Here is a 16,660-nt window from a genome sequence, read left to right as displayed (position 1 = left end):
TTCCCGGCTCGGGTAGTGGAGAGGATGTCAGTGGACGAACAGGGCGATCGGCTTCAGGACATCGAGGATCTGCGGCGGCTTCTCTTCGAGGCCGGGCAGAGCCGCGACCGTCTCGGAGCGCGCGCGACGGCGCCGGCCGCTTCGCGATCGCCGCGCGAGGCCGAGCATTTCTGCCGCCGGCTGCTCGAGCAAATGCGCGAAGGCTCCGTCGAGCTCGCCGCCGATGGCGCAATTCTCCATTGCAATCGCCAGTTCCGCGAGATGATCGGGCGTCCGGCGGCGCAGCTCATCGGCGACAGCGTCTTCGATCATGTCGCGCCCGATCAGGCGGAGCGCTTCGCCGCTTTTTTCGCGGCGCCGGAGGCGGCGAGCCGCGAGTTCGAGCTCCGCCGCGCCGACGGCTCGCTGTTGCCGGTGAGCATAGAGCTCGGCGCGCCGGCCGAGACGGCGCGGCCGCGCCTCGCCATCGTCACCGATCTCGCCCAGACGAAATGGATGGAGCGATCTTTCGCCGCGACCGAGGCGCTGCGCGAGCGCGAGAAATGGTCGCGCCTCGCGGTGGCGGCCGGCCGCGTCGGCACTTTCGACGTCGATTTCGTCACCGGGGCGAACCGCTTTTCCGTCACCATGCATGAAATTCTCGGCTTGGCGCCGGATCAGACGCTCGGCTTCGCCGAGGCGGGCGCCATGCTGCTCGACGCCGACAAGAAGGATTTCGAGCGCAAGTTTCTGGAGGCCTGCGCGGGCGCCAAGAATGGCGAGTGGAGCCATGAGATGCGGATTCGACGCATGGACGGCGCCTTGCGCTGGATCGCGCTCGCCGGACAGATCGAGTTTCGCCGCAGCGCGCGCGGCGTCGTCGCGACCCGCGCGATCGGCGCCGCCATCGACGTGACCGACCGCCGCGAGATCGAGGATTCTCTGCGCCGCAGCAATGAGCGCCTGCGTCTCGCGCTCGCGGCCGGCGCGATCGGCAGCTGGGAATACGACATCGCAGCGGACGTCACCGAGGCCGATCAGAAATATCGCGAGATCTATGGCTTTCCCGCCGATCAGCCCCTCTCGCCGGAGGTGGTCTTCGCCATCGTGCACGAGGATGATGTCGCGTCGGTGCGCCAATCGATGCGCTCGGCGGTCGATCCGCACGGCGAGGGGCGCTATCAGGCAGAGTTCCGCATCCACAGAAAGAGCGACGGCGCTCTGCGCTGGATCGCATGTCGCGCCCAGGCCTTGGTCGAGAACGGCTGCGCCGTGCGGCTCATCGGCGTCGCCACCGACATTACCGAGAAAAAGACGACCGAGCGCGAATTGCGCGAGAAGGCGCGGCTCGCCGATCAGCTCGCCGGCATCGCCGCCTCCGTGCCAGGGCTCATCGCCTCCTATCGACTCGCGCCGGACGGCACGGCCTCCATGCCCTACGCTTCGCCCAATGTCGAGGATATCTACGGCATCGACGCCGAGTCGCTGCGGCGCGGAGTCGAGGGCAAATTCGCGCGCGTGCATCCCGAGGATCTGCCGCGCGTTCTCGCCAGCATCGCCGAATCGGCGCGCGCCTTGACCGTGTGGCGCGAGAGCTATCGCTATGATCATCCGCGCAAGGGCTTCATCTGGGTGGAGGCGCAATCGCGCCCGACGCGCGAGGCCGACGGCGGGACATTGTGGCACGGCTATCTGCAGGACGTCACCGAGCGCAAGCGCATAGAGCAGGCGCTCGTCGACAAGGAGGCGCGTCTCTACGCCACTGTGGAAGGCGCGCATGACGCCATTCTCACCGTCGACGAGAAAGGCGCGATCCAATCGCTGAACTCCGCCGCCGTTCGCATGTTCGGCTACGCCAAGGCGGAGGCGATCGGCGCGCATGTCGAGACCTTGGTTCCCGTGCATTTGTTCGGCGGCCGCAAGGCCTGCGTCGACGCCGGCTTCTTCGAGGGACCGGAGACGCTCGGCAATGTCGTAGAGACGCAAGGGCGCCGCAAGGACGGCGGGCTCTTTCCGGTCGATCTCGCGGTGAGCGAGGCCTCCTATCACGGCCGTCGCCTCTACATCGCCTTCGTTCGCGATTTGACCGAGCGGCGCAAGATCGAGGCGCGTATGCAGAAGCTGCACGCCGAGCGTCTCGACGCCGTGGGCGAGCTCGCGGCCGGCCTCGCGCATGAGCTCAATCAGCCGCTGTCGGCGACCGCCATCTATCTGAAGGCGGCGCGCCGCCTCTTGCAAATGCCGGTCGATCAGCGTCCCGCCAATGTCGAGGACGCGCTCGACAACGCCGCGACGCAGATCGTGCGCGCCGGTCAGATCATCGCGCATCTGCGCGAGTTCATCTCGCGCGGCGAGCCGGACAAGACGCTGCAAAATCTGCACGACATCGTCGACGAGGCGCATGAGCTCGTCATCGTCGAAGCCAAGCAGTCGAACATAAATGTCGTCTTCCGGCTCGACGCCGCCGACGACCGCATTCTCGCCGATCGCGTGCAGATCAAGCAGGTGCTGGTCAATCTGATGCGCAACGCCCGCGATGCGATGGGCGCCGCGCAGACGCGCAAGATGACCATCTCGACTTCGCTCGCGGGCCGGTCGATGATCCGGCTCGACGTCGCCGATACGGGCGCGGGCCTCTCGGAGGAGGCGCGCGCGAGCCTGTTCGAGCCTTTCGCCACGACGAAGCCGAACGGTCTCGGCGTCGGCCTCACCATCGCGCGTTCGATCGTCGACGCGCATTATGGAAAAATCTGGGCCGGTCCCAATAGCGACGGCGGCGCGACACTCAGCTTCACGCTGCCGCTCGCCGCGATGGAGGAGGAAGAGTGAGCGAGCCGATCGTGCATGTCATCGACGACGACGCCGCCGTTCGCGACGCGCTGCGCTTGCTATTGACGACAGAGGGACATGAAGTCGTGACGCATGGTTCGGCCGTCGACTTCCTCGCCGAAGTCGATCGCGCCGGCACCGGATGCATCGTCACCGATGTGCGTATGCCGGAGATGACCGGCATGGAGCTGCTGCTGAAGGTGAAGAACATGGGGCTGTCGCTGCCGGTCGTGGTGATTTCCGCTCACGCCGATGTGCCGCTCGCCGTTCAGGCGATGAAGGAGGGCGCGCTCGATCTCCTCGAAAAGCCCTTCACCGACGAATCTCTCCTCAACGCCGTGCGCCAAGCGCTCGCCTATGACAGCGGCAAGCGGGCGCGCGATCTCCAGGCGCAGGAGATACAGCGCCGCCTCACCACGCTGACGAGCCGCGAGAACGAGGTGCTCGCCGCGCTGCTCAAGGGCCAGCCCAATAAGATCATCGCCCATGAGCTCGGCATCAGCGTGCGCACGGTGGAGGTCCATCGCGCCAATGTGATGGCCAAAATGCAGGCCGGCAGCCTGCCGGAGCTCGTGCGCATGTCGCTCGTGCAGCCGCCCCGCGCCGAGCGCGAGACCGAGAGCCAGAGCGAGGCTCCCCGAGACGGGTGATGCGGCGACGCATCCGTTCTGTTACCATTCGCGCATAAGTAGAAAAATGTGAGATTTCACGCGGGTCCTCGAAAATCCGGCGATGGCGTCGGACGGCCGAGGGCGCAATTAGAACGGACACGGCCGTGTTTCGATCGCCTATCGTCTACAAGCGACCCAGGGCCATATTGGTCTGCATCGCCGAAAGGCGCCCGCCGCGCGAGCCGCGGCCGGCGCGATCGCAGAATGCGCTCGAGCGATCGGGCGCGGCTCTTCTGGGACGATGGGACGCGGCGGGCCTGCCCACCGTCTTCGTCGAGCATGATCTCGCATTGCAGCGCGCGGACGCTTCCGCCGCGGCCGGCGAGGCGCTGCGGGCGGCCGGGCCGCGGGCGACGGTGCTGCGGGCGGAGGGCCCGTCGCTGCTGCGCGACGCCGGCTTCGTGCGTCTGTTCGAGAGTCTCGGCGGCCCGCTGCTGATTCTGCTCGGCGACACGCTCGGCGATCTCTGCATGGAGACGGCGATCGACGGCTTTCTCGCCGGCCATCCGATCATAGTGGTCAAGGACGCCTCGCCCTTTCCGCTCGACTGCGAGGCGGAGGCGCTGTCGAAGCGCGCCGCGACGCTGCCGCTTCTCTCCTGCTTCGCCCGGCTGATGGGCGCGGAGGAGCTGGCGCGGGAATGGACCGGGGCGGATCGAGACGAGCCCGATCGAACAGAGCCCGATCGAGCGGAGCCCGACTGAGCGGAGCCCGATCGAGCCGGCGCGCTTGTTTCTGCGCGCGCCTTGGGCCAGTCTCCCCGCGCGGCGCAACGACCGAAGGCAGGGGAGCGAAAGATGGATATCAAGGAGCGGCTGAAGGATATCGGCGAGCGCGCCAAGCGCATCATCGTGTCGCCGAAGACGGAATGGCAGGCGATCGAGGCCGAGCCGACGACCGCGGTCGATCTCTATCGCAATTACATTCTCTATATGGCGGCGATCCCGGCCGTGGCCAATTTCCTGGGCAATTGGTTGTTCGGCGTCTCGCGCGGCTCCAGCGTGGTTCATTATCCTTTCGTCGGCGGCCTCATGCGCTCGGCTCTGCAATATGGGCTCGGCCTGCCGCTGCTCTATGGCGTCGCTCTGGCGATCTCGCATCTCGCGCCGAGCTTCGAGGGCAAGCGCGACGATCTGCGGGCGCTGAAGCTCATCGCCTATTCCTACACGCCGATCTGGCTCGCCGAAATCTTCGGCCTCGTTCCGGGCCTGCGCTGGCTCGACGTGCTCGGCGTCTACGCCGTCTATCTCTTCTATGTCGGCGTCTCGCGGATGATGCGCAGCAAGGAGGAATATTCCGACGTCTATACGGCGGCGGGCCTCGTGCTGGGCGTAGCGGCGGCCTTTCTGCACGGCTTCATCGTCCATACGCTGGTCCCTATGCCGACGCCGTGACGGCGCGGCGTCTCGCGATGCGCGCAGTCGAATCTCGTTCCCTCGCGGCTTCGAGATAGGATTATCATCCGCCCGCGCCGAAGCGCCCGGCGCCTCGCGGCGGCGGGAGAGGAGGGGCGGTTCGGGACGCTCCGGCCCCTTTGGCCGCAGCGCTATAAAAATCTGTCGGTTCCGGAGCGTCCCGAAACGCGGCTTCGCCTTCTCGTCGACGTCCCGAGGCGCATTCGGACCCGCGAATCCTGGGCTTTCGCATTCAAGATCCGATCGCTTCCGAAGGCTTGGGCTCACGGAACGGCTCTCGCTCTTCCCTATGGACGGGAGAGAAACGCCGATCCGGCGACGCGCCGCCTGTCCAGGGACGGGGGTCGCCGTCCCGGATGGAGCCGGCTCCCGCCCGCGTTCCCTGACCCGAGAAACGCGCCCTTGCGTCGGCGGGAGCGAGGGAGAGATAGGAATATTTTCAGGATATGTCAAGGGCCGAGAATGGAAGACCCGTGGTGGAGGACGCCAGCGCATCTCCTTTTCCCGCTCGAGGGCGATCGCATGGGCACATTCTCCTCGCCCCACGGCGTCCTGACCGGGCTCGTCCCGGCCAGGACGGCCGCAGAGTTTCGCGATAGGTGAATCCGGATAGCCCGCTTGCGGGAGAAGGCCCCCTTCGGGACGGCGAAGGGAGATCTCTGACCCGAAGCGGCCACCCGTAAGGACTCTGCCAAACGCCCACTTTAGGGTGGCAAAGCAGCACTTCCCAACGAATTCCGACATGTCTACTATCGCGGGCATGGCAATTAGTTTGTTACGCGTTAAACAGGGCTCGCCAGATGCGAATTTTTGCTCTTTTGCTTGCAGTCCATATTTTGGCCTACACGCCTTTGCCAACTCGGGCGGAGCAGCCTTCCGAACCAACAGAGGCCGCTGCGCCTGTATCGCGAGCCAGAACCTGCCGCGAATCTATCCCAAACACATCCACCGAAGAATTCAGCAAAAAATGCATCGCATTGGCTGGCCCACTGGCGGCAATGCGAGGCGGAACACTTGTCCTGCGCATGGACAATGGCGACAGAAAAAATTTCAAGAACAAGGATGAAACTGGCGCGATGGAAGGAGGCGGCTATGGCTATGGACTCGCTGATTTTTATCCATCAATGCATATTTTCGTCGTGGCAGACTTCGGGGTAGACGACAGGGACGTCATTGCTGTCGATGGTCGAACAGGACGCACGCTGGATTTCGGGTATGCAATCCCCCATTTTTCGCCGCTCGGAAATTGGGCGCTTACGATCGAATATGATGTAGACGGAGTGACCGAGTCTGATTTCGCGATCCTCGATGTCCGAGGCAAAAAGCCAATTAAAATATGGGCGTCTAAAACTAGTAAGAAACGCTTGCCGGCGAAAGCCAAATTCGCTGCCTGGGTCAATGACAGAGCGATAAGCTTTACGAGCTCCGGGCAAAAATCTGTGTTTCTTTTCCAAGCCGACAATGGCGCTTGGGACATAAGCACAACGACGCCTTCGAATTGAGGATGGCCTCGATGACGGGCCGCCCGCGCATTCGCTTGTAGATGCCAAAGCGGATCAAGTGAGCAAAGTTCCGAAGTTCGCCTTCGGTCGATTCCGGTCGTTCGACCGTTTGCCTACGAACACCCGCTCATGGCGCAATCTCCCCATTCGGGACGGCGAGGATCTCTGACCCGATGCGGTCGTTCGCGAGGTTATCGATCCTCGCTCTGAACGCGCGCGGCGCGCCGGGCTTCGGCGAAACAACGCCGGGCGAGCTATCGCTATTCCAATCGATCCGAAGTCGTCTCGGGTCTATCTGGACGGTATTCCAGAATGTCTCCCGGCTGACAGTCGAGCGCTCGGCAGATTTTGTCCAATGTCTCGAAGCGCACGCCTTTCACCTTGCCCGATTTGAGAAGGCTGACGTTCGTTTCGGCGACGCCGATATGTTGCGCGAGATCGCGTGAGCGCATTTTTCGCTTCGCCAACATCACGTCGAGATTGACGATTATTGCCATTCTTTCTCACACGAACTGAGCGTTTTCGTTTGCGACCTCGGCCGCGGATTCGAAGACGACGCTGAGAGCCAGCAGGAAGCCGCTCATCAAAGCGTAGAGCAGATAGGTGGGGTTAGACGGGCACCCTCCCCAGGAGATCATTCAGCACCAGAGCTCCGCTCAGCGGGCCGAGGACCGCATCGACCGCCGTCGCCATGAGACCCGCGAGAGCCACGTCGCGCAGCCGGGAGGCGGCTTCCATCGTGAACACGCGACCATCGAGATAGGCGCGGGTCAGCCGCCAGACCCGGAAGACGACGATCAGCGAAACCAGCCAAGAGACGAATTCGAGAGCGGAGGCCGACCAGTAGCGAATATCGGTCACGGTCGTCGGATCGAGGCCATAGAGTTTCGCTTGCCGGGCGAGCAGAGCGTCCCGATCGCTCCAGACCCATGCATAAACGCCGAAATTCCACATGGCCCAGAGCGTGGTCGCAATTCGGATCGTGCGGCACGCCGATCGTAGCTTCGTGCTCAATGCCGCCGACCGCTCGGTCGCGTTGGACAGATTCGCCTCGAAATTCGCGTCACTCATATCGATCTCCGTAGCTTTGCCCCATTCAGCGGGTTTCGACTCGTCGTTCGCTTCGCCATCGAAATCTATCCTATCGGGCCGGAACCGAGGCCGCGCAACGCGCTGAGAATGTCGCGCGGCCGCTGTTTCTCGTCGGTCGAGGCGATCGCGCCTCACGGCGCTTCATCACGTCGCCGCCGATCGCTTTCGAACCCGCCTCTCCGGCGGCGAGACCTGGGGCCCAGCGTCAGCCGCTCGGGCTTTCACAACATGTTTCTATATTGACACACAAAAAATTTTATGTAAAACGTAAAATTATTGATGCGTAGAGAGTCGGCTGGACCGCCGCGGCTGCGCCGACCTCGCCTGGAAAGGATCGATGATGAAAACCGGGATTTTCGTTTCCATCGCCACTTTGTTCGCCGGGGCGGCCAGCGCGGCCGATCTGCCGACGCGGGACGTCCGACTTGCGGTCGCCCCGCCGCCGAGCTTCCTCTTGTTCGACGGATTCTACGCGGGCGGCCAAATCGGATGGGCGGGGTTTGGAGATCGCACGCAATCGCTGTTCTCGCCCGCCGACATTTTGCTGACCCAGACGAAAAGCCATGGATCCAGTCTGATCGGCGGCGTTCATGCGGGCTACGATTGGCGCATCGGTCCAGTCGTACTGGGCGTCGTCGGCGACATCAACGGCGCGGACGGCGTCACCAACAACGCCGACCTCTTCGCCGGCTACGCCGTCGCCAGCAGGACCGACGTGCAAGGCGCGCTGCGAGGGCGGGTCGGCTACGCCTTCGATCGCATGTTGCTCTATGTCACGGGCGGCGTGAATTTCGCGCATGTCGAGCGCGCCTATCACGCGCTCGCGACCTATCAGAAATATGATCATGTCGCCGTCCAGCCCACTTTGGGCGCCGGACTGGAATACGCCATCGACGATCATTGGAGCGTCGGGCTCGAATACATCGCTTCTGGGACCTATACGCCGAGTGAAGCCTCCAATCCGTTGCTGCCGCTGCTGTCCACGCGCCATCGCGGCGGGAACAGCTCTCTCAAATTGAAGGTGAGCTATCGCTTCATCACGCGGTGAATGGCGATATGCCGGCATTCATTTCACCGAATCGCTCCCCTCCTATAGATTGCCGCGCTCCATCCACGACCGCCGGCTCCCTTCATGCGCGTTCGCCGTCTCGATCCCATTCTCGTCGATCGCATCGCCGCCGGCGAGGTGATCGAGCGGCCGGCCTCCGCCGTGAAAGAGCTGGTCGAGAACGCGCTCGACGCCGGCGCCTCGCGCATCGATGTCGCCATCGAGGCGGGCGGGCGGCGGCTCATTCGCGTCATCGACGATGGATGCGGGATGAGCGCCGAGGATCTGGCGCTCGCCGTCGAGCGTCACGCCACCTCGAAAATTCCCGATGGCGATCTCACCGCCATTGCGACGCTCGGCTTTCGCGGCGAGGCGCTGCCCTCCATCGCCGCCGTCGCCGATCTGACGATCGACGCGCGCGCCGCCGGCGCCGAAATGGGCGCGCAGATCAGGGTGGAGGCGGGCGAAAAGCGCGGGCTCAAAGCCAGCAATTGGCCGCGCGGCGCGCGGGTGGAGGCGCGCGATCTCTTCGCGGCGACGCCGGCGCGGCTCAAATTTTTGAAAACCGAGCGGGCCGAGACGGCGGCCGTGGTCGATGTGGTCAAACGGCTGGCGATGGCCAATCCGGCCGTGCGCTTCTCCTTCGCCGCCGATATGGGCGCCTCCTTCGATTATCCGGCCTGCGGGGCCTCGGAGGAGGGGCGGGCGCGGCGCATCGGCCAGGCGCTGGGGACGGATTTCGCCGATAATGCGATCGCGCTGCGAGCCGAGCGGGAAGGGTTCCGCCTCGAGGGGCTCGCCGGCCTGCCGACTTTTCATCGCGCCAATGCGCTGATGCAATTTGTCTATGTGAACGGCCGTCCGGTGCGCGACAGACTGTTCTCCGGGGCGATCCGCGCCGCCTATCTCGATTTTCTCTCGCATGACCGCCATCCGGCGCTGGCGCTGTTCCTCGAATGCGATCCCCATATCGTCGATGTGAATGTGCATCCGGCCAAGGCGGAGGTGCGCTTTTCCGATCCCGGCCGCGCGCGCGGCCTGGTGGTGGGGGCGCTCAAGGAGGCGCTGGCCTCGGCGCTCCATCGCAGCGCCGACACGCCCGCCCGCGCCGCGCTGGAGGTTCTGGCCGAGCGGGCCAGAACGGCGTCCGGGCGGGACTGGTCGCCGGCTTCCGGCGGCGGCGGCTTCTCTTCCTTCGGCGGGCCGCCGCGCAGCCGGCCGCTCGACTGGAATTTGCGCGGCTCGCCCAGCGCCCCGGCCGGCTTTGCGGAGCCGCCGCAAGCGGCTTTCGATGTGGGGCCGCCTTCGGCCGACGCACGGCCCGCCGCCGCGCCGCCTGTGGCCGCCGCTGTGGAGACCCCGCTCGGCGCGGCGCGGGCGCAGCTGCACGAGACCTATATCGTCGCGCAGACAAAGGACGGGCTCGTCATCGTCGATCAGCATGCCGCCCATGAGCGGCTCGTCTATGAGAAATTGAAGGCGCAGCGCGAGGCGGAGGGCGTCGCCCGCCAACTGCTGCTGGTTCCGCGCGTCGTCGAGCTGGACGAAACGCGGCTCGACGCGCTGCTCTCCGCGCAAGAGGAGCTCGCCGCCCTCGGTCTGGCGCTGGAGCCTTTCGGCCCAGGCGCTGCGCTGGTGCGGGAGACGCCGGCCGCGCTCGGCGACATAGATGTCGGACGGCTGATCGAGGATATCGCCGACCTCCTCGCCGAGGAGGGGGACGCGCGTGGGTTGACGCAGCGGCTCGATGCGCTTCTGGCGCGCGTCGCCTGTCACCATTCGGTGCGCGCCGGCCGGCGGCTGACGGGCGAGGAGATGAATGCGCTATTGCGCGAAATGGAGCGGACGCCGGGCGCCGGCCAGTGCAATCACGGCCGGCCGACCTATGTGGAGTTGAAGCTCGCCGACATAGAAAAGCTGTTCGGCCGGAGCTGAGCCCCGAGGGAGCGGGAAGCCGCGGAAAAACCCCTAAGTCCGGGCGCGGCGGAGCGCTTTGATTTCAGGGCGGCGACGTGGCATTGTCGTTTTGCGACATTCGGCCCGCGAAGGGAAATGACAGCGCCCGAGCCAGAGCGAAGGAACGCCGCGCCTTGATCGAACAAGCGATGTTTTTCGCGCTCGGGTTCCTCGCGGCCGGGCTGTTCACGCTGATGTTCCTGCCCGCCTTCTGGCGGCGGGCCATGCGTCTGTCGCTGCGCCGGCTCAATATGCTGACGCCGCTCTCCATCGAGAAAATGGCGGCCGAGCGCGATCTGCTGCGCGGCGAATTCGCCGTGCGCTATCGTCGGCTCGAGCAGCAGATGGCGGCGGTCCGCTCCACCAAGACGCAGGATATGGTCGAGATCGGCCGCAACGCCGCCCGCGTCGCGCAGCTCGACGGCGAGCTCACGCAAGCGCTCGCCCGCGGCGACGAATTCGAGCGCAAATTCAACGAGACGAGCGGTTTTCTCGAAGAGCGCACGGCTTTGCTGCAATCGACCGAGACGGCGCTGCACGACATGACCGATCGCGTCGAGACGCTGATCTACAATCTGCACAATGTCGAAATGGACAAGGAGCAGCTCGCCCGTCTCGGCAGCGAGAGCCGCGCGCAGGTGGAGACGCACGAATCCAGCATCGCCAGCCTGCATGTGCAGAACGCCGAGCTGCGCCAGCGGCTCGACGCGCTGCAGGGCGATTTCGCCGCGGCCTCCGCCGTGGCGGCGCGGCTCTCCGCCGTCGATGGCGTGCTGGCGCGCACGACGCGCGAGCTCGACGCGGCGGTTTTGGAAAAGGCCGATCTGAAAAAGGATCGCGACGAGGCGCGCGCGCGGCTGGCGGCGCTGGAGCGCAGCTCTGCGGCCGAGATCGAGCATCTCGAAGCCGCGCTGCGCGTCGCCCGCGCCGAGGAGCGCGACCACGCCGATCGGCTGGAGGCCGCGCGCTCCGACAATGCGATTCTGCAAGGGGCGATCGAGGCGCTGCGCAAGGACCATGCGCATTTGCGCGAGACCATGGCCGTCCCCCCGGCGGCGGCGCCCGTCGAGGCCGCGCCCGTCGAGCGCGAGGTGCTGGTTCTGCGGCAGGCGATCGTCGATCTCGGCGCGCGAATGGCGGAGATGGCGGCGGCGACCGCCGTCGAGCCCGGCGAGGCCGCGCAATCGAAACGCGCCTGACGAACCGGAGCTGAGCGGAGCTTTTCCAAGCTCCGCCCGGCGGTCGGTCTCAGTGCGGCTGCTGCGGCGGCAGCTTGCCCTCGGGCGTCGCCTTGTCGACGACCTTGGGCAGATATTCGGCCAGCGCCGCCGAAACCTTGTCCATCGGAATGCCGAATTTATTGCCGAGCTCCTTCACGCGGTCGGAGCCGAGCGTCTGCTGCACCTGCTCCGCGGAGATCGGCAAATTCGGGCCGGTTCCGACCCAGGATTTGACCTTTTCGCCATAGCCGCTCTTCTCGAAATCCTGGAGCACGTTCTGCAAGCCGCCGCGCTTCTCGATATAGCCGTTGATCAGCGTGGCGAGTTCGACGCCGATCGCGCCGCCGATGATTCCGTCCAGCAGACCCATTTTCGTCCTCCTTGGCGCGAGCCGGAGCGCCGCGACCTCGAGCGGGCGCGACGACGGTGATCATTTAGGGCGCGGCGGCGGCTCTTCCATGCGGCGCGGCGCCGCGCGAGGAGGAGGCGGCGGCCAAGAGCGGGCCGAGCGCGGGCCGAGCGCGGGCCGCCGGCGAATTGACGGGGAGCGGCGCGCTCGGCTAGAATTTATCCGTGTTTCCTCGAAGCACGGATGGGGCCCAGGCTCTCGTCTCGAGGCGTCGCCGACGCCGAGCCGGAGCCGCTTCGGCCGGAAACGCGCTCGTTTCACGTCATCTTCGCAGAGTTTTCGTTTCGAGAAAGGGGCCATGGTGGATGGCAAGCCGCAAGTCTTGTTCTCTCTCGACCCGCAGGATTGGCATGGCCATGGCACGGAAACGCTCTGGGCCGAGCCTGTCGAAGGAAGCGATTGGACGCGGTTTCGGCTCTTGAACTCGCCCTATTTCGTGATGGGAGTGGCGTTTAGGGACATTGTCGTCGCGACGCCCCGGGCGGAGAGCGGCATTTTCGATTTCACGCGCGTGGCGGAAACGAGCGGTCATTCGACTTATATGCTGCTGGTCGACGGCGAAGAGGTCCTTGCCGGCTCCGACTGGCGGCTCCTGAAGGCGATGGGCTGCTCTTACGAGAGCATGCATGTCGATCTGACGGTCGGGCGCAAGCTGCTGCTGAGCGTCGACATTCCGGATCTGGTCGACATCGCCGAGGCTCATGCGATCATCGCCGAAGGCGAATCGAAAGGCTTCTGGCTCTATCAGATCGGCTCCACCACCTTCATCGACGGAATGCTGCCGATCTGGTGACTCCCGTCGAGCGGGATCGCCGAAGCTCGAGCGGCGAACAATGGGCGCGGCGCGGCCGCCTCCGCCTTCCTTTATTTCCGCGCGGCGCCGGCGTATATGACGCGGCGACGCCCTGCGGGGCAGGAAAGCGGAATTTTCAAGGGCCGGGACGATGGCGGGACATAGTCAGTTCAAGAACATCATGCATAAGAAGGGCAAGCAGGACGCGATTCGCTCCAAGCTCTTCTCCAAGCTCGCCCGCGAAATCACCGTCGCCGCCAAAATGGGCCTGCCCGACCCCAATATGAACGCCCGGCTGCGCGCCGCCGTGCTGGCGGCCCGCGCCGAGAACATGCCCAAGGACAATATCGAGCGCGCCATCAAAAAGGCCTCGGGCGCCGACGCCGAGAATTACGACGAGGTGCGCTATGAGGGCTATGCGCCGGGCGGCGTCGCCGTCATCATCGAGGCGCTGACCGACAATCGCAATCGCACCGCCGGCGAGATTCGCTCCTATTTCACCAAAGCGGGCGGCGCGCTGGCGGAGACCGGCGCCGTCTCCTTCATGTTCGACCGCGTCGGCCTCGTCGAGTTTGCGCGCAAGGCGGCCTCCGAGGACGCGATGATGGAGGCGGCGATCGAGGCCGGGGCCGAAGACGTCTCCTCCGGCGAGGAGACGCATGAGATCATCACCTCGGTCGAGGGGCTGCGCGACGTCGCCAAGGCGCTGGAAGCCAAATTCGGCGAGCCGAAAAAGGCCGCGCTGGTCTGGCGGCCGCAGAATTCCGTCGCTGTCGATGATGAGGCGGGCGAGAAAATCCTCAAGCTGATCGGCGCGCTCGAGGACAATGACGACGTGCAGAACGTCTACGCCAATTTCGAGGTGTCGGACGCTCTGGTCGCCAAGCTCTCGGGCTGAGAGGCGAGCGGGCCGACGGCCCCGCTCGCATTTGCGCTTCTCCCGGAAGCGGCGGCTGTCAGTCCGCCTCTTCCAAATGCTCGGTCGGCAGCCCGTTCACCTGCGCGATGAGCACGGGCGAGGCCTTGAAGGTCAGCACCTTGCGCGAGCAGATCGGCGCCTCGACGCCGGTCTTGGGATTGCGGCCGACGCGTTCGCGCTTGGCGCGGACGTTGAAGCTGCCGAATGAGCGCAGCTTGACCGATTCCCCCCGCACCAGGGCTTCGCTGATCTCCTCGAATGTGGCGTCGAGGATTTGGCGGGCTTCGGCGCGCGACAGCGTTGGACAACAGCTGTACACGGCCTCGCGCAGGGACGCCCGCGTCAAAGTGCGCCCTGGCTCGATTTTCTTCGTCATGCTACGAACGCGGGCGCAAGCCTGCCCGCTTCGCGGCTTTTGGTTCGCGAGGCCATTATTTTTTGCTCCCCCCTTCTGCCGGCGCCTTTTGGCGGCGCTATCCTGTTTTGCGGATTGTCGGCAGTCTAAACAATAATGTAGCCACACTTTGCCGAGCGGCGCAAGAGCGCCTGGGATTTCCCCTGACGGCTCCGCTGGTTAGATCGTAAACGCAGCGCCGCGGCCAGCTCAGCCGGGCAGGCTCACCCGATGGCTCGCGACCGGAATCATCGCGCGGACCTTACGGATGCGCTCGCGGTCGATTCGCGTCGAGACGAGGCCGACGCCCTCCGAAGCGCGGGCGACCACATGGCCCCAAGGGTCGGCGATCAGCGAATTGCCATAGCTGGCGCGGGTCTCATGCCCGGCCTTATGCGCGCCGGTCTGATTCGGGGCGCAGAAATAGGCCTGGATCTCGATCGCCCGGGCGCGGGCCAGCACTTCCCAATGATCCTTGCCGGTGACGAGGGTGAAGGCGGAGGGCAGGGCGACGATATCCGCGCCCTTGTCGGCGAGCGCCTGGAACAGATAGGGAAAGCGCAAATCGTAGCAAATGGCGCAGCCTATGGTGACGCCCTCGCAATCATAGGTGACGACTGCGTCGCCGGGCTTGAAGGCGGCGCTCTCGCGATATTGTGCGCCATCCGGGGCGGTGATGTCGAACATGTGAATCTTGCGGTAGCGCGCCACTTCCGCGCCGCTGCGATCGAAGGCCACCGTGGTGTTGTGGAGGCGCTCCTCGCCGGGGACTTTTTCCAGGATCGAGCCGGCGTGGATGAAGACGCCATATTCGCGGGCGAGGGCGCTGCAGAGCGAATAGGCGGGGCCGCCGGGCAGTTCCTCGGCGGCGGCGGCCTTGTCGGCGCGATTGCCGCCGATGAAGTCGAAAACCTCCGGCAGACAGATCCAGTCCGGGCGCTCCTCGCGAACGGCCTGGTCGATGAGCGCCCGGGCGGCGGCGAGATTGGCGGCCTTGTCGCTGACCGAATTCATCTGGACCAGGGTGACTTTCATCGCTTCACGTCTCACGGGCTGGAAGGGGCGGCGCCGCCGCCATGGGAGCGGCATTCTAGACCGGCGCGGCGGCGACGAAACGCGGAAATTTTCGCTTCCCTTCCTGCATTTCCGCATTGCATTGGCGCGGCGATGCTTCTAGTTTCCGCCCCGCCGACGTGCCGCCATAGCTCAGTTGGTTAGAGCACCAGATTGTGGATCTGGGGGTCCCCCGTTCAAGTCGGGGTGGCGGTACCATTTAATTCAAGAGCTTAGATGGCTCTGCCCCTCCCGGACCATCCCGCTTGGCTACCTATTAGCAACCACGGCGAAGCGTCTAAGCGGCGCGTCGATTCGTCGGGCGCGGAAGGCGTCTCGCTCGGCGTAAGCGTCGGTTGCATTTAGGCCGGCTCGCAACATAATAGCAGCGTTCACGCTTGAGGGGCGCACAATGCGTTTTGGAGTTCTTGTTGCTACGGGGCTGGCGCTGTTTTTGGGAGCTTGCGCCGGGCGTGATCCTGCACCTGTATCAAGCGTGCAAGCGCAGGACGCTTATTCCGACTGCACCATGATTCGGGCGGAAATCGAAGCCAACAACATGCGGGCGAATCAACTCGCGGACGAAGAAGGCTTGAAGGTAGCTCAGAACGTCGCGGCGGGCGTTGTGGGCGTCGTAATCTGGCCGGTTTGGTTCGGCATGGATTTCAAAGACGCCGCCGGAAAAGAAGTCACGGCATTACAAGCGCGCCAACAGTTCCTAACCGTGCTTGCAACCGATCGCTGTCGGCAGCCGGCTAAGTCGGCATCCCGGCGGTAGTTCGCACCTTAAGGCTTTTCGTCAGTCGTCGGGAAACAGCTCGCGCCAAAGTTTCTCGTCCTTTAGCTTTTGCAGGCGTTCCGCTTCTTCAATCTTTGGAAGTTCGCTTTTAATCCATTCGCGCTCGCGGCGTTCATAGGCTTCCTGCCGTTCGATGCGTCGCTGGCGGTCTTCCTCCTCGATTGTTCGGCTATACCAATTGTATAGCGCACAAACCACGACTCCGAGGACAAAGGCTGTCGCAGGGTCCATGATTTAGCCGCGCCTTCGGAATTTCGGAAAATTTATATTTCGGGCTGCGAAGGGGATTATGTTCAGTCGCAGGGCGAATTTTGGGGCACCGGGTAGGCCCCTGTCAAATTCTCGCGGGCGATCAATGCTCCGGCCGGACGTGCGAGACGCAGCGCCGCAGCCTGAACGAAACTCCTAACTTTCGCACAAATGCGTTGACCGCGATTCGTCAGTGACTTACGTTGTGCGAAAGTCATGAACGTAAGCGCCGTTTCCGTCCCATTGCCGCTGGAATGGAAGAGCAGCTTGCAATTCGTTGCGACAAGGCATTGCAAGCCTTTGGCGCAAAGCTTTGCCAGCGATTGGTTCAG

The 16,660-nt window shown here is 64.6% G+C and carries 18 protein-coding genes and 1 tRNA gene; 12 read left to right on the top strand and 7 right to left on the bottom strand.

Annotation, left to right across the window (positions count from 1 at the left end; genetic code table 11):
* The first annotated feature begins 24 nt into the window (after positions 1-24).
* From FMZ75_RS13325 to FMZ75_RS13305, 5 genes are all read left to right on the top strand, one after another.
* The gene (locus tag FMZ75_RS13325; protein WP_166143441.1) at positions 25-2,808 is read left to right on the top strand and encodes a PAS domain S-box protein; all 2,784 of its coding nucleotides are present in this window, start codon (positions 25-27) and stop codon (positions 2,806-2,808) included.
* Entirely contained in the window at positions 2,805-3,458 is a 654-nt protein-coding gene (gene fixJ, locus FMZ75_RS13320) for a response regulator FixJ (RefSeq protein ID WP_166143439.1), read from the top strand. The genes FMZ75_RS13325 and fixJ overlap by 4 nt, the downstream gene beginning before the upstream one ends.
* Before the next feature lie 125 nt (positions 3,459-3,583).
* Positions 3,584-4,183 carry a hypothetical protein gene (locus tag FMZ75_RS13315; protein ID WP_166143437.1) on the top strand — a complete coding sequence of 200 codons (600 nt, stop codon included), beginning with the start codon at positions 3,584-3,586 and terminating at the stop codon, positions 4,181-4,183.
* 93 nt (positions 4,184-4,276) lie between these two features.
* Entirely contained in the window at positions 4,277-4,873 is a 597-nt protein-coding gene (locus FMZ75_RS13310; RefSeq protein ID WP_108916914.1) for a Yip1 family protein, read from the top strand.
* An 821-nt stretch (positions 4,874-5,694) separates the two neighbouring features.
* Entirely contained in the window at positions 5,695-6,396 is a 702-nt protein-coding gene (locus tag FMZ75_RS13305) for a hypothetical protein (protein WP_166143435.1), read from the top strand.
* A gap of 260 nt (positions 6,397-6,656) precedes the next feature.
* Here FMZ75_RS13305 and FMZ75_RS13300 read toward each other — a convergent pair whose 3' ends face one another.
* Both FMZ75_RS13300 and FMZ75_RS13295 read right to left on the bottom strand, forming a co-directional pair.
* Positions 6,657-6,893, bottom strand: coding sequence for a helix-turn-helix transcriptional regulator (locus FMZ75_RS13300; RefSeq protein ID WP_108916911.1), 237 nt, complete (start codon positions 6,891-6,893; stop codon positions 6,657-6,659).
* Between the two features lie 112 nt (positions 6,894-7,005).
* Entirely contained in the window at positions 7,006-7,467 is a 462-nt protein-coding gene (locus tag FMZ75_RS13295; protein WP_142863635.1) for a hypothetical protein, read from the bottom strand.
* Positions 7,468-7,825: 358 nt separating this feature from the next.
* On the opposite strand from FMZ75_RS13295, the gene FMZ75_RS13290 reads away from it, so the two are divergent.
* The 3 genes from FMZ75_RS13290 (at position 7,826) to FMZ75_RS13280 (ending at position 11,691) form a co-directional block, all read left to right on the top strand.
* The gene (locus FMZ75_RS13290) at positions 7,826-8,536 is read left to right on the top strand and encodes an outer membrane protein (protein WP_108916909.1); all 711 of its coding nucleotides are present in this window, start codon (positions 7,826-7,828) and stop codon (positions 8,534-8,536) included.
* An 84-nt stretch (positions 8,537-8,620) separates the two neighbouring features.
* On the top strand, positions 8,621-10,471 hold the full coding sequence (mutL, locus tag FMZ75_RS13285; RefSeq protein ID WP_166143433.1) for a DNA mismatch repair endonuclease MutL: 1,851 nt from the start codon (positions 8,621-8,623) through the stop codon (positions 10,469-10,471).
* A gap of 155 nt (positions 10,472-10,626) precedes the next feature.
* Positions 10,627-11,691 (top strand): hypothetical protein, encoded by a 1,065-nt coding sequence (locus tag FMZ75_RS13280; protein WP_246728966.1) that lies wholly within the window; start codon positions 10,627-10,629, stop codon positions 11,689-11,691.
* Between the two features lie 49 nt (positions 11,692-11,740).
* On the opposite strand, the gene FMZ75_RS13275 is transcribed toward FMZ75_RS13280, so the two are convergent.
* Positions 11,741-12,082, bottom strand: coding sequence for a YidB family protein (locus FMZ75_RS13275; RefSeq protein WP_108916907.1), 342 nt, complete (start codon positions 12,080-12,082; stop codon positions 11,741-11,743).
* A 337-nt stretch (positions 12,083-12,419) separates the two neighbouring features.
* Between FMZ75_RS13275 and FMZ75_RS13270 the strand changes: the two genes are divergently transcribed.
* Both FMZ75_RS13270 and FMZ75_RS13265 read left to right on the top strand, forming a co-directional pair.
* On the top strand, positions 12,420-12,914 hold the full coding sequence (locus tag FMZ75_RS13270; RefSeq protein ID WP_166143431.1) for a DUF4265 domain-containing protein: 495 nt from the start codon (positions 12,420-12,422) through the stop codon (positions 12,912-12,914).
* A 151-nt stretch (positions 12,915-13,065) separates the two neighbouring features.
* Entirely contained in the window at positions 13,066-13,812 is a 747-nt protein-coding gene (locus tag FMZ75_RS13265) for a YebC/PmpR family DNA-binding transcriptional regulator (protein ID WP_108916905.1), read from the top strand.
* 58 nt (positions 13,813-13,870) lie between these two features.
* Here the strand turns inward: FMZ75_RS13265 and FMZ75_RS13260 are convergent, their stop codons facing one another.
* Positions 13,871-14,209 carry an integration host factor subunit alpha gene (locus FMZ75_RS13260; RefSeq protein WP_108916904.1) on the bottom strand — a complete coding sequence of 113 codons (339 nt, stop codon included), beginning with the start codon at positions 14,207-14,209 and terminating at the stop codon, positions 13,871-13,873.
* A gap of 228 nt (positions 14,210-14,437) precedes the next feature.
* Positions 14,438-15,262 (bottom strand): carbon-nitrogen hydrolase family protein, encoded by an 825-nt coding sequence (locus FMZ75_RS13255; protein ID WP_108916903.1) that lies wholly within the window; start codon positions 15,260-15,262, stop codon positions 14,438-14,440.
* A gap of 160 nt (positions 15,263-15,422) precedes the next feature.
* On the opposite strand from FMZ75_RS13255, the gene FMZ75_RS13250 reads away from it, so the two are divergent.
* Positions 15,423-15,499, top strand: a tRNA-His gene (locus FMZ75_RS13250).
* A gap of 193 nt (positions 15,500-15,692) precedes the next feature.
* The gene (locus FMZ75_RS13245) at positions 15,693-16,058 is read left to right on the top strand and encodes a hypothetical protein (RefSeq protein WP_166143429.1); all 366 of its coding nucleotides are present in this window, start codon (positions 15,693-15,695) and stop codon (positions 16,056-16,058) included.
* Between the two features lie 21 nt (positions 16,059-16,079).
* Here FMZ75_RS13245 and FMZ75_RS13240 read toward each other — a convergent pair whose 3' ends face one another.
* Complete coding sequence (locus FMZ75_RS13240) at positions 16,080-16,310, bottom strand: hypothetical protein (RefSeq protein ID WP_166143427.1); 231 nt, start codon at positions 16,308-16,310, stop codon at positions 16,080-16,082.
* A gap of 62 nt (positions 16,311-16,372) precedes the next feature.
* Positions 16,373-16,660: hypothetical protein (locus FMZ75_RS21340; RefSeq protein ID WP_207783435.1), on the bottom strand; the 288-nt coding region annotated here is incomplete at its 5' end.

Origin of the sequence: Methylosinus sp. RM1 (genome assembly GCF_011378635.1) — a bacterium.
GTDB lineage: Bacteria > Pseudomonadota > Alphaproteobacteria > Rhizobiales > Beijerinckiaceae > Methylosinus > Methylosinus sporium.
The sequence above is the reverse complement of the archived record's forward strand: the minus strand, read 5'-3'. Positions and strand labels throughout refer to the sequence as shown.